Consider the following 12,981-nt stretch of genomic DNA (forward strand, 5'->3'; position numbering starts at 1 on the left):
TTCTACGTCAGCGGGAATCACCCATCGATTCAAACAGGTCAAAAAAACGCCCTTAAAGGAAAAGGCGTTGCGGCTGTCGCGACCCTTTCGACCTAACCGGCATCTAATAGTTCGCCCAGAAGCCGATTGGGAAAGCGGCGCTTCTGAATGATTGCATAGAACGTCTCCGTAACCTCTGGTATCCGGCAGTGCTCAACGAGGACGCCGGCATCCAGTTCGTCACGAACGACGATCGGCGGCACAAGGGTCACGCCCTCTCGCTCGCGAGCCAGCAAGCGTAGCATTGCCATGTCATCGACCTCGGCGAGGATCGTGGGTCTGATCCCGGCCAACTCGAGGACGCGGTCGAACGCGACACGTATATCGCTATCGAGGCTGGGTAAGAGGATTGGTTCCGACTTTAGATCATCCGGAAACCTGAACTTGCGCCTGGTTCGACGCGGGCGGCCCACCAGGCTGACAGGCTGCTCGTTGAGCAAATGATTACGCAGCGAGGATCGCGCGTCCCGCGGCGCAGCGCTGTTTGCCAGAACCACATCGACTGCGTGGGCTTCCAACTGGGCGAGCAGATCGCGGATGTTTCCAGATCGAACGATCAGTTCGACATCCGATCGTCCGACCAACGGTCGGAGGAACTCAAGTTGGAAATTCCGCGACAGGGTCGTCAGCGCGCCGACCCGAAGAACCTGCCGGGTGGCCAGGGGCCGTCCGCGCAAGGTGCTCATGAGTTCGTCACCCGTCTTGAACACCGTGTCGGCGTAGTCGAGCGTGATCCGGCCGGCTTCCGTCAGCACGAGCTTTCTGCCCGCACGCTCGAAAAGCGGATGCCCCATCTGATGTTCGAGCTTCTGAATTTGAACGGAAAGAGCCGATTGAGACAGGTTCATGAGCTCTGCTGCTCGTGTGAGGCTCCCCTCATGAGCCACCGCCCAGAAGTATCGTAGGTGATTGTAGTTCAGATCCCTCATAACGTTCTATTAAAACGAATGAATTTGCAGAAACAATGAATTTTTTCCGGATTTCATAATCGGGTACGACCCTGCCCGAACAGTTTTTGCCTTTGAAGGGGATTTTCGTGCAGCTATTTTTCGCGCCGATGTCGGCGCCCGTTCCGTTGCTCCTCGCAGGAGCAACCGGATTCCTCGATTGTGGTTGTCGGCCCAAACTGGCCCCCTCATTGGCTGAAGCCGCTTCGCTCCTCGCATTGCTTGCAGCGATCTCATCAGCGATCGGCCTGATACTCTTGGGCGCGGGCGACAGTCCCGTCGTCGGGCTTCGAGGCGTCGGTCTCTGTACCCGAGTTGATGCAGTCAGTGCGTCCATGCTGGTTTTAGTCACTTTCGTCGGCTGGATCGTCGTCCGTTATGCGCGGACCTACCTGGACGGAGAGGCCCGCCAAGGTGCTTTCACCGGCTGGCTTTGCCTGACGCTGGCATCTGTGGTGCTCCTGGTCACCGCCGGGAACCTGTTCCAACTGGTGATCGCCTGGATCGCCACCAGCCTCTTCCTGCACAGGCTTCTGCTCTTCTATCCGCAGCGGATTGCCGCGCAGCGCGCGGCGCGAAAGAAATTCATCACAGCGCGACTCGGCGATGCCGCGCTTCTGGGCGCCGCTTTCCTGCTGGTCGCTGCGTATGGAACATTTGACATAGGGGCTATCCTTGCGGCTGCGCGGTCAGGTTCGGGCGGAGGGCTAGCCATCGCCGCCGCGGGCCTTCTGGGGATCGCCGCCGTGCTCAAGTCGGCTCAGTTTCCTGTTCATGGCTGGCTTACCGAAGTCATGGAGACGCCCACGCCGGTGTCAGCGCTCCTCCACGCCGGTGTCGTCAACGCCGGCGGCTTCTTGTTGATCCGCTTTGCCGATGTCATGCTGCTGGCGCCGGGCATGCTCGCGGCGCTCGTCGTGATCGGCGGATTCAGCGCGCTCTTCGGCAGTCTGGTCATGCTGACGCAGCCCGCGGTCAAGACTTCGCTCGCCTGGTCTACCGTCGCCCAGATGGGATTCATGATCCTGGAGTGCGGCCTGGCTCTCTTCCCCCTGGCGCTGCTGCACATCGTGGCGCATTCGCTCTACAAGGCCCATTCCTTCCTCGCTTCCGGCGGTGCCGTTGAGCGTGTGGCTGCAATCCGCAGGCCGGGCCCGGTCGCCATCCCGAAGGCTGGCGCCGTGGCGCGCGCCTTTCTGTCGGCGCTCGCCATCTACGTCTTCGTCGGCGCTTGCTTCGGCTTCGAACACAAGTCTCCTCAGGAGATCGCGCTCGGCGCGATTCTGATCTTCGGCGTCGCTTACATGCTGGCCCAAGGATTCGCTGACGCGGCGCCCCGCGCGCTCACTCAGCGCACGGTGGCCTATGCCGTGGCGACCTCATTCGGCTACTTCGCTCTGCAGTGGTCGGCGATCTCGATCACCGCGAATGTCCTGCCGGTGCCGCCGCACCCCGGTCCGCTGGAATGGGCGCTGATAGCACTGACGGTCGCAAGCTTTGGTCTCGTTGCCGTCTTGCAGGCCATGTTTCCGCTCTGGGCCTATCACCCCGCCGCCGCTGGGCTGCGAGTGCATCTCTCGAACGGGTTCTACGCCAACGCGATCTTCGACCGGCTAATCGGCGGTTGGTCTGTGCGCAACCCATCCTAACCGACCAGGAAGAACGACCATGACCAACAAAATTCCTTCATCCTGGCCCAACCCTCAGGCATTGACGATCGCCATGGATCGCGCCGCCCGGGCGATACCGCCGGCCTGGCCTCTGGCGTCGAGCGTCGCGGTCAATCCGTTTCTGGGGCAAACCGAGGAGCCACTCGCCAAGGTCGGCGCCCGGCTCGCTCGGGTCGCTGGCGCTCGCGTCACCATGCCCCGGCGCTGGTATGCTCAGAAGATCGCAGCCGGCGTAATCAGCGAAGCTGATCTCGAGGCGGCGATAGCGAGCGCGCCGGTCGGCTCGCTCTCGGTCGATGTATCGACTCTCAAATCCGCAGCTAACGCAGAAGCGCTGCCGCCGAAAGCCCTTCCGACGATCGCCGAACTCGCGGCGTACGCATCTGGCATCGATTGGCCGGGTATCATCGCCGAACGCTTCGGAGCCTGGGCCGCCGGCTATTTCGACGAAGGACAGGCGCTGTGGGCTGCTCCGAAGGGGAAGCGCGCCTACGCCGCCTGGAGGGCGGTTGCCGCCCACGACCTCACGCCCGAAATCGCCGGCCTTCGGGACTTCGCCCTCAATGTATCGGAGGCGCCAGAAACCGCGTTGGCGATAGTCGAACGGGTCGTTGCTCGGCTTGGCCTCCCTGCGGATGCGGCCGAAACCTATTTCCATCAGATGCTCATGACGCTTGGGGGATGGGCGCACTACGCCCGCTACAAGCTTTGGCAGGCCGAGCTCGCGGGCGGCGCGGACGAGACGATCACGGACTTCCTCGCGATCCGGCTGATCTGGGAAGAAGCGCTCTTTCTGCAGTATGATGCTGAGATCGCCGCCGCGTGGCGTGGCGTCCGGACGGCGCATGCGGCGCCTGTTGAGCCGACTCGCGATATTGCAATCGATGCCATCCTTCAGGCGGCTGCCGAACATGCCGCCCAGCGCGCGTTGGCCCAAACGCTGGCGGAGCATTCACCGCACGCGCTCAATGACCGGCCCGCGCTCCAGACCGCCTTTTGCATCGACGTTCGCTCGGAGGTCTTTCGCAGGGCGCTCGAGAGCATGGATCCCCGAATCCAGACGATAGGCTTTGCGGGCTTTTTTGGTCTGACGACCTCGCACCGGCGCTTCGCCTCTGACGTCGAGGAAAGGCGGCTGCCTGTTCTGCTCAATCCCGCACTCAGGTCGTACTCTGGCGGCCTGGATGCCCACGCGAAGGATCAGTCCACGCGTGTAAAGACGCGCGCAAGACGCGCCTGGGGCCGGTTCAAGCTCGCCGCAGTCTCCTCCTTCGCCTTCGTCGAGGCGACCGGTCCCGTTTATGTGGGCAAGCTCCTGACGGATGCGTTGGGATTGCAAGTCTCCCCGCCGCCAAGCGACCCGTCGCCTCGACTCGATCCCGCTCCTGACCTGGTGACTCGGGTTGAGACTGCAGAGACCGTGCTGCGCGCGATGTCCCTGACGCGCGATTTCGCGCGGCTTGTTCTGTTCGTGGGTCACGGCGCAAATGTCGTGAATAATCCTCACGCCAGCGCGCTGCATTGCGGAGCCTGCGGCGGGTATTCTGGTGAGGTCAACGCCAGGCTGCTCGCGTCGCTTCTGAACGATGCGGAGGTGAGAGGGGAACTCTCGCGGAATGGTATCGAGATTCCAGACGACACGCACTTCGTGGCGGCCCTGCACGATACCACGACTGACGACGTGACCCTCTATCTCGATGATCATCCCTCCGCCGCCCACAGGGGCGACCTCGAGCAGGCGAGACTCTGGCTCACATCGGCGGGCAAGATTGCGCGAACCGAGCGCGCCCTCCGCTTGCCCCGCGCCGCAAGCGATGCCTCTCTTCCCAAGAGGGGCCGCGACTGGTCCGAGACCCGGCCGGAATGGGCGCTCGCGGGATGCCAAGCCTTCATCGCCGCTCCGCGCCGGCGCACTGCCGGCAAAAGCCTGGGAGGCCGGGCCTTCCTGCATGATTACGACTGGAAGCAGGACAAGAGCTTCAGCGTTCTTGAGTTGATCTTGACAGCTCCGGTCGTCGTGGCCAGCTGGATCAGCTTGCAATATTATGGTTCGACCGTGGCGCCCGACGTGTTCGGGGGCGGCAACAAGCTCCTGCACAACGTCACCGGCGGGATCGGCGTGGTCGAGGGTAACGGCGGGCTCTTGCGCGTCGGCCTGCCTTGGCAATCGGTCCATGACGGCGAGCGTTACGCGCACGATCCGCTGCGTCTGTCGGTCTGCATCGAGGCGCCGCGTGAGGCGATGTCGGAGATCCTTGGCCGGCACGCTGACGTGCGGGCGCTGTTTGACAACGGCTGGCTACATCTGTTCGCCCTCGATGAGGCTGGGCGCATGGCCTGGCGCTATGCAGGCGATCTTCAGTGGTCGGCGATCGGAAACCTGGATGCCCCTGCCGCGTCGCAGCGTCTCAAGGTGTCGGTCTGACGCCATGCCTGGACAGCCCTCAACGCGAATTCAGGTCTGGAGCCAAGATCATGACCCGGGCCATAAACCATCTCGCCACGTTGGAGTTGGATACTATTCACTGACGCCACGGGTACGCCGATGGCGTTCCACTCCTTCGGCGGCTGGAAGGTCTCGCTATGCGGCGACCACCACGTGCACGGCCGCGGAAGCGCGTGCTTTTACATCAAGCTCAAGATGGCCACGGCCCCGCAGGCCCACTGGCCTCCGTGTGCCAACGCCGAATTCGTGTTGCCGACGACCTAGTGACGCTGCCCTCGGCGTGGCGCAGCGCGGCCCGGATCGCCGACCCGGGCCGCTTTCGTTCAGCTGACCGCCCGCCAGCCTCCCGTCCGTGATGATTCGATGGCGGCATCGACGACTTTCTGCACCTCCCAAGCCTCGCGGAAATCCGGTCCCCGTCGGGCGCCGCCGGCGATCGCATCGAGAAACTCGGCCATTTCGATCGTCTTGAGATCGTTGAAGCCGAGTTGATGCCCGGGCGCCACGCAGAACTGCCCGTAAGGCGGGTGAGCCGGCCCGGTCTCGATCCGGGTGAAACCCGCCCGCGCCGAATCGCCCCCCGCGCGACAGAACAGCAGCTCGTTCAGCCGCTCCTGGGTAAACACCAGCCCCCCCTTCGAGCCGCTGATCTCGAAGCCGAGCTGCATCTTCCGCCCCGTCGCCACCCAGTTTGCCTCGATCGAGCCACCGTAGCCGCGCGCGAAGCGCAGAGTGAGCCGCGCGATATCGTCCACCAGAACTGGCCGCCGCTCCGCTGCCCCCGGTGCGACAGGGCGCGTCTTTACCGCAGTTTCAAGTGTTGCGTTCACTTCGGCGATCGGGCCCAGCAGGTAGCGCGCCATGCCGATGATGTGACTGCCGATATCGGCGATCGCGCCGGCCCCGTTGGACGGATCGGTGCGCCAGCTATGCGGCTGGTCCGGGTCGGCCATGTAATCCTCGGCGTGGATGCCGCGAAACCCGGTGATCTCGCCGAGTTCCCCGGCCTCGATCATCGCCCGTGCATGTTTCAGCAGTGGATTCTTGATGTAATTGAACCCGGCTTGGGTCACCACGCCGGCGGTCTCGGCGGCGCGCGTCATCTCCTCCGCCGTCGCCGCGTCCGGCGCGATCGGCTTCTCGCAGTGAACATGCTTGCCCGCCGCGATCGCTTCCAGCGCCATCTCCCGGTGGAACGCGTTCGGCGCGGTGATTGAGACGATCTCCACATCCGGCGCAGCCACCACCCGCCGCCAGTCGCTCTCATGCCGCGCGAAGCCGAACTGCGCCGCCGCCGCGGCTGCTGCCCCTGTATCGACATCGCAGACGACGCGCAGGGCGGGACGTAGCGCACCTGGCAGGATTCCGGCGGCGGCGCGCCAGGCTATTGCGTGCGCCTTGCCCATGAAGCCGGTGCCGATCAGACCGATGCCGATTTCCCGCATGGCTTCAGACCCGGACCGCGCGGCCGGTCAACGCCGATTCCAGCGCGCAATCGGCAAGCCGCAGCGCCTGGCGGCCGTCGCGTGCGGTCACCGGCATCGGCGCGCCGGCTTCGACTGCCGCGCGGAACATCTCGAACTCGGTGCGATAGGCGTCGGCATAGCGTTCGAGAAAGAAGTTCAGCAGCGGCTCGCGCGCGTCGGTCACCGCACTGCTCCAGCGCCGCACCGTGGTCGGGCGCAGGTTATCGTTCATCAGCATCCCCGCCGAGCCGAACACCTCGAAGCGCTGGTCATAGCCATACACGGCGGCGCGGCAGCAATTGATGTGGCACTGCCGGCCGGACTCCGTGCGCAGGTTGACCATCACCGTGTCGAAGTCGCCAATTTCCGCCAGGTTCGGATCGATCAGCCGGCTCGCCGTCGCCATCACCTCCACCGGTTCCTCGCCGAGCAGGAAGCGCGCCATGTCGAAATCATGGATCGTCATGTCCCGGAAAATCCCGCCGGAATGTTCGAGATAGGCGCGCGGCGGCGGCGCCGGGTCGCGGCTCGAGATGATCACCTGCCGCACCTCGCCGATTTCACCGGCGTCGATCGCGCGGCGCAGTTCCTGCGAGGCCGGATCGAAGCGCCGGTTGAACGCCAGCATCACCCGTCCATCGAGCCGCTCGACCTCGGCGACCGCCGCATCCGCCTTGGCGATGTCGAGATCGATCGGCTTCTCGCACAGCACGGCCTTGCCGGCGCGCACCGCGGCGAGCATGAGCGCGACATGCGTGTCGGTCGGCGTGCCGATCACCACGGCATCGACATCTGCGCGCGCCAGCACGGCTTCGGGATCGGTCGAGGCGGCGCCGCCAAGTTCCCGCGCGAGGTCCTCCGCCGCGCTTCCGAACGGATCGGCAATGGCAACGAGCTTCGCCTGCCGGTTGGCGGCGGCATTGGCGGCATGGATCCGGCCGATGCGGCCGGCGCCGAGAACGGCAACCCTCAACATTGAAGACACTCCGGGTTCTGGGGCCGCGGCCCCGGGTTCGAGAGACCGCGCCGGCGCCGGCGCGGCAGGTTCATGCACCGGCCGGCGCGGCCGCATACCCGATCGCCGCGCGGTTGACGACGAGCGCGGGGTCGAGCCGCCCGGCGAAATGGTCGAGAATGTTGCGCGCTGCGGCGAGCGACATCCGCATCGCGCATTCCTGCGTCAGTCCGGCCACATGCGGCGTCAGCAGCACGCGTTCGTTGTCGAGCAGTCCCCGGCCCGGGTGTGGCGGTTCCTCAGTGAACACGTCGAGCCCGGCGCCGGCGAGGCGGCCGGCGCGCAGCGCCTCATCGAGTGCCGCGTCATCCACCAGCCCGCCCCGCGCCGTGTTGATCAGGAAGGCGGAAGGCTTCATCCGCGCGAGCTCGGTCGCGCCGATTACCGGGGCCTGTCCCGCGCGCGGGATGTGCAGCGACACGAAATCCGCTGCCGCCAGCGCCCCGCCCAGATCGTCCGCCGGAACGGCCCCGGCATCGCGGATTGCCGCCGGATCGGCCATCGGATCACGCACCATGACCTGCATCTCGAAGGCCTGCGCCATCTTCGCCACGATCCTACCAATCCGGCCGAAGCCGATCACCAGAAGGCTCTTGCCGGCGATGTCTCCCGCCTCGCGGCTGTCACGGCGATGCCATTCGCCCGCCCGCGTCGCCCGGTCGTAATCCGGCAGGCGGCGGGCGAGGGCGAGAATCATCATGAGCGCATGTTCGGCCACCGAGCGGGAATTGACGTCGCCAACCAAGGAAAGCGGAATCCGGCGCGCGTTCAGCGCCGGGACATCGACCGAATCATACCCCACCCCATGCCGAGAGACGATGCGTAGCTGAGGTGCGGTCGCAATCACCTCCGCTGGCATCGGTTGCGTGCGAATCAGCACTGCGTCGGCCCGAACGATCAGCTTCGCGTAGGACTCGAGTGAAACCTCATCGACCACGTCCAGCGTGATGCCCTCCGCCGCCCGCAGCGCATCGATCCCGGCCTCGTGAATCCGTCCGGCGACAAGAACATGCGGCATGTCAGGACTCTCCCGCGCCGGCGGTGAGGCGCCGTGTCGTCTCCACGCTCGCGCGCGCGGCATCGGCCAGCAGCCGCACATCGTTCGACACGGTGACGAGATCGAACCCCCACCCGATCGCCTTCGCCGCATAGGCAGGCGAGCCATTGTGCAGGCAGGCGCGGATGCCCGCCTGGTGCGCCGTGTCCAGAATTGTGTCGATCGCCTCGACGAGTTCCGGTTCCACCCGGTCAAATCCGGTCGGAAAGCGCCGTCCGGTCAGGCCAAGCGTGAGGTCGGCCGGCCCGATATAGACGCCATCGAGCCCGGGCGTTGCCACAATCTCGGCGAGATTGGCGAAGGCCTCGGCGGTCTCGATCATCGCCAGGCAGATCATCTCCCGATCGGCCTCGCGCCCGTAATCGGCGCCGGCGGAGAAATTCGCCCTGGTTGGGCCGAAGCTGCGCGTCCCGACGGGTGGATAACGGACATAGGACACCAGCCGCTCGGCATCCTCGCGCGTGTTCACCATCGGGCAGATCACGCCATAGGCGCCGGCGTCCAGCGCCTTCATGATCCAGGTCGGATCAAGCCATGGAACGCGCACAAGTGGCGTTACACCGCTAGCCCGCATCGCCTGCAGCATCGTTGTCGCCACCTCGTAGCCGACCAACCCGTGCTGGAGGTCGATCGTGATCGAGTCGTATCCCTGCGCCGCCATGATCTCGGCAGTGAATGGACAGCCGATTGATAGCCAGCCATTGATCGCAGCCCCGCCCGCGCGCCATGTGCGCAACACATTGTTCGGGATCATTGCCGGCTACCGGTCATCGCAACGTTTCTTGCGATGCCGCATCCGCACGCTATAGTGGCAGCTGACCGGACTGCGTCGCCGTACTGCATGCCCTGACTATGGAGGCAGGACGAAGGCGCCATGGGCGGCGGGCACGTGCGGATCGATCGGATCATCGGAAGGCGGTTCCTCGTCTTGTTGTGCCGATTGTGTTCATGGTGTGACACAGAAAACATATTGCCGAAAAATATAATCTGCAACAAAAATTCCAAACCGATTCCGTCTTCCCATACGGGCATCGGTGTCCGGTCGCAAACGAAACCAGTGAAGCGGAGAGTGGGTGAATGGTCAGGGGTAAGTCGACGTCCGGCAGCGGACTGCCGGAGAACTATGAGGGCATCGTCAATCTCATCACCGCGCAATATCCCAACCTTTCTTCGGGATTTCAGAAAATCGCCCGTTTCGTCACACAAAATCCCAATGTCGTCGCGCTCGAATCGATCAGTGTCATCGCGCTGCGATGTGACACCCATGCTTCCAGCCTGGTCCGTTTCGCCCAGGAATTCGGCTATTCCGGGTTCAAGGAATTGCAAGCCGTGTTTCAGACCCGGCTTGCCACGGCGGCGCCGGGGTTCCGCGAGCGGGTCAAGGCCCTGGATGGCGAACTGTCCCGCCATGCGCGCTCCGGCAATCTCGGTTACCTGCGCGATCTTGTAGTGCGCGACATAGCCGCCCTACAGGACCTGCTCGAACGCGTTCCCGAGGACACCCTCACCGCAGCGGCCCGCTTGATCACCGGGGCCGACACGATCTACATCGCCGGCCAGCTCCGCTCCGAACCCATCGCCCTGCTGCTGCGCTACCTGCTGACCATGCTGCACCGCCGCGTTGTCCTGCTCGATCCGGCGGGCGGCCTCGCGCAGGAAATGGCGGAAACAATGACGCGCGGCGACGTGCTCGTCGCCATCGCCTTCCGGCATTATGCGCAGGAGGTGGTGGCGATTTCCGAGCGCGCGGCCGCGAGCGGAACGCCCGTCATTGCTATTACCGATAGCCAGCTGTCGCCGATCGCCAAGGATGCAAAGGCGCTCTTCACGGTTCCGGAGGATGAATACTCGTTCGCGCGCACGCTCGCGGCGCCGATGTGCCTCGTACAATGCCTTGCGGTGGCGAGTGCGGCGATCCTTCAGCGCGGCCGAGATGAAATGCCACGTATCCCCACCGTCACCGAGAAGGATCGCAGCCGCGGTGCCGCCGGCCCGCGCCGCCGGCGCGCTGAAGGAACCTGACGCTTCCGGCGGCGGCATTATTGCAATAAAGCTTGCACTATAAAATAATCGGCAATAAAAATTCTAAAGCCGCGTAGGTCGCTTGCCGAGGCCGCGGGATGGGAGGATTCTGAATGAAAGCCAAGCTGGCCATTGCCCCGATCGCCTGGACCAATGACGACCTGCCGGAACTCGGCGGCGACACGCCGCTCGAAACCTGCCTCGCCGAGAGTCGTGCCGCCGGCTTCATTGGCGTCGAAAATGGCGGCAAGTTTCCAAGAGATGCTCCGTCTCTGCGGGCAAAGCTGGGCGCTTTCGGTCTTTCTCTCGTCGGCGGCTGGTATTCCGGAACGGTGTTGGACGCACCCGACGATCTCGTAGCCGAGCGTGAGCAGGCCGCCGCTCAACTCGCCTTGTTTCGAGAGCTCGGTGCCTCCTGTCTCGTTTATGGCGAAACGGCCGGCACGCTGCAGAATCGCCGCAACGCCCCGCTCGCCGGCCGCCGTGTGTTAGCGGAGGATGCGTTTCCCGCCTATGGGCGGCGCCTGACTCGCTTTGCCGAATACTGTGCGGAACAGGGCGTTCCGCTCGTCTTCCACCATCACATGGCCACCGCGGTCGAGACCGAGCGCGACATCAATCTGCTGATGGCCCATACCGGCGAGGCCGTCGGGCTGCTTTTCGATGCCGGGCATCTCCGCTTTGCCGGCGGCGACATGTTCCGCGTGCTGACGAAACATGGCAGGCGAATCCGCCATGTTCACGTTAAGGATGTGCGAGAGCCAGTGATCGCGGGGCTCGACCGTACGCGGCAGTCCTTTCTGGATGCGGTCCTCGCTGGCGCCTTCACCGTGCCGGGCGACGGCTCCATCGATTTCGGACCGGTCATCCAGCGTCTTGCCGATTTCGGTTACGAAGGCTGGTTCGTCGTCGAGGCCGAGCAAGACCCGGCCAAGGCACCGCCGGCGCGCTATGCGAAAATCGGCCACGACGCTCTCGCCGATGCGCTGCGTCGCGCCGGCTATTCTATTCAGGAGACCCGATGATGGCTCAATTGTCGGGAAAAATCGCGATTGTTTCCGGCGGCACCCAAGGGCTTGGCTTGGCGATCGCCCGGCTATTCGCCGAGCGCGATGCCGCCGGGTTGGTCACCTGTGGCCGCTCGCGTGAAAAGGGTGAGGCGCGGGCAAGGGAAATATCTGAAGCCACTGGCGCTCGGGTAATCTTCGTGCAAGCCGATCTCGGGCAGGTCGAGGATTGCCGAGCGGTCGTCGCCGCGGCCGACACCGCTTTCGGTCGGGTCGATGTCCTTGTCAACGCCGCTGCGATCACCGACCGCGGCACCATCATCGATACCTCCCCGGATCTGTTTGACCGCATGTTCGCCGTCAACGTCCGCGGACCGTTCTTTCTCATGCAGGATGCAATCCGGATCATGCGGCGAGAGAATACCGAAGGCACGATCGTCAATATCTGCTCGATGTCGGCGAAGGCTGGGCAGCCCTTCATTACCGCCTACTGCGCCTCGAAAGGCGCGCTGGCGACCCTGACGCAGAACACCGCCTATGCACTCCTGCGCAACCGAATCCGCGTCAACGGCCTGAATATCGGCTGGATGGCGAGCGATGGCGAACACCGGGTTCAGACCGAATTCCACGGCGCCAGCGAGAACTGGCTGGCCGACGCCGCAGCGCAGCAACCCTTCGGCCGGCTGATCGACCCGACCGAGGTCGCGCGCGCGGTTGCCTTCCTCTCCAGCGCCGAATCCGGATTGATGACGGGGGCGATGGTCAACTTCGACCAGTCGGTCTGGGGTGCCTACGACTCGTCTCCGGGACCCGCGGCACCGCTCTGACGGTGGCGACTTTCGTCAGGGCGCGGGTGCCGGGCACCGAGTTAGTATTCGACCTCCAAAGTCTAGACCGCATGGTTGTCGCTAAAGTGCGAACTGAATAGTGTCACGTGAGGCGCGTAGCGGCGGTGTTCCGGCGCCAGCACGATCCGCCGCAGCGCAGTCTCGATCTTCGACTGAAAATGCAGCAAGGCCTGATTGCGTTCCACGCCCATCCACAGCGAAGTGACCCGGCCAACCTTCGCAAAGCAGCCCGCGCAGACAAGGATGAACGGAAGCCTCGGCGCGTGGATTGCGGCGAGCGCGTGGTCGATGTCCCAGGCCTGAAGCGGTAGGCTTCGCCGATGACGCGCAGTGTCACATGATATTTTGCGCCGCCACCTTCGCGACTTGATCGACGCCTACAACTTTGCCCGGGGCTCAAGACCCTAAAGGGTCTCATACCAAACGAATCCATCTGCAAGCGATGGACGTCAGAGCCAGACGGA

The 12,981-nt window shown here is 64.3% G+C and carries 11 protein-coding genes; 5 read left to right on the forward strand and 6 right to left on the reverse strand.

Annotation, left to right across the window (positions count from 1 at the left end; genetic code table 11):
• Positions 1–92: 92 nt before the first annotated feature.
• Positions 93–968, reverse strand: coding sequence for a LysR family transcriptional regulator (locus APM_RS01665; RefSeq protein ID WP_039887518.1), 876 nt, complete (start codon positions 966–968; stop codon positions 93–95).
• Between the two features lie 107 nt (positions 969–1,075).
• Between APM_RS01665 and APM_RS01670 the strand changes: the two genes are divergently transcribed.
• Complete coding sequence (locus APM_RS01670; RefSeq protein ID WP_039887520.1) at positions 1,076–2,635, forward strand: proton-conducting transporter membrane subunit; 1,560 nt, start codon at positions 1,076–1,078, stop codon at positions 2,633–2,635.
• A gap of 19 nt (positions 2,636–2,654) precedes the next feature.
• Complete coding sequence (locus APM_RS01675; RefSeq protein ID WP_007421622.1) at positions 2,655–5,081, forward strand: YbcC family protein; 2,427 nt, start codon at positions 2,655–2,657, stop codon at positions 5,079–5,081.
• Between the two features lie 344 nt (positions 5,082–5,425).
• Here the strand turns inward: APM_RS01675 and APM_RS01680 are convergent, their stop codons facing one another.
• The 4 genes from APM_RS01680 to APM_RS01695 all read right to left on the reverse strand — a co-directional run bounded on the left by APM_RS01680 (position 5,426) and on the right by APM_RS01695 (position 9,394).
• Positions 5,426–6,547, reverse strand: a complete 1,122-nt coding sequence (locus APM_RS01680) for a Gfo/Idh/MocA family protein (RefSeq protein ID WP_007421623.1) — start codon at positions 6,545–6,547, stop codon at positions 5,426–5,428.
• 4 nt (positions 6,548–6,551) lie between these two features.
• Complete coding sequence (gene iolG, locus APM_RS01685; RefSeq protein WP_007421624.1) at positions 6,552–7,544, reverse strand: inositol 2-dehydrogenase; 993 nt, start codon at positions 7,542–7,544, stop codon at positions 6,552–6,554.
• A gap of 70 nt (positions 7,545–7,614) precedes the next feature.
• Positions 7,615–8,601 carry a hydroxyacid dehydrogenase gene (locus tag APM_RS01690; RefSeq protein ID WP_007421625.1) on the reverse strand — a complete coding sequence of 329 codons (987 nt, stop codon included), beginning with the start codon at positions 8,599–8,601 and terminating at the stop codon, positions 7,615–7,617.
• Between the two features lies 1 nt (position 8,602).
• Positions 8,603–9,394 carry an HpcH/HpaI aldolase/citrate lyase family protein gene (locus APM_RS01695; protein ID WP_007421626.1) on the reverse strand — a complete coding sequence of 264 codons (792 nt, stop codon included), beginning with the start codon at positions 9,392–9,394 and terminating at the stop codon, positions 8,603–8,605.
• A gap of 323 nt (positions 9,395–9,717) precedes the next feature.
• Between APM_RS01695 and APM_RS01700 the strand changes: the two genes are divergently transcribed.
• The 3 genes from APM_RS01700 (at position 9,718) to APM_RS01710 (ending at position 12,496) form a co-directional block, all read left to right on the forward strand.
• Positions 9,718–10,662 carry a MurR/RpiR family transcriptional regulator gene (locus APM_RS01700; RefSeq protein ID WP_007421627.1) on the forward strand — a complete coding sequence of 315 codons (945 nt, stop codon included), beginning with the start codon at positions 9,718–9,720 and terminating at the stop codon, positions 10,660–10,662.
• 113 nt (positions 10,663–10,775) lie between these two features.
• Positions 10,776–11,687, forward strand: coding sequence for a myo-inosose-2 dehydratase (iolE, locus tag APM_RS01705; RefSeq protein ID WP_007421628.1), 912 nt, complete (start codon positions 10,776–10,778; stop codon positions 11,685–11,687).
• Positions 11,684–12,496, forward strand: coding sequence for an SDR family oxidoreductase (locus APM_RS01710; protein WP_007421629.1), 813 nt, complete (start codon positions 11,684–11,686; stop codon positions 12,494–12,496). Before iolE ends, APM_RS01710 begins: the two co-directional genes overlap by 4 nt.
• A 62-nt stretch (positions 12,497–12,558) precedes the next feature.
• Here the strand turns inward: APM_RS01710 and APM_RS22360 are convergent, their stop codons facing one another.
• Positions 12,559–12,708: a 2'-5' RNA ligase family protein gene (locus tag APM_RS22360; protein WP_007421630.1), complete on the reverse strand. Its 150-nt coding sequence runs from the start codon at positions 12,706–12,708 to the stop codon at positions 12,559–12,561.
• Positions 12,709–12,981 lie beyond the last annotated feature (273 nt).

The sequence above is a fragment of the Acidiphilium sp. PM genome, assembly GCF_000219295.1.
Classification (GTDB): Bacteria; Pseudomonadota; Alphaproteobacteria; order Acetobacterales; family Acetobacteraceae; genus Acidiphilium; species Acidiphilium multivorum.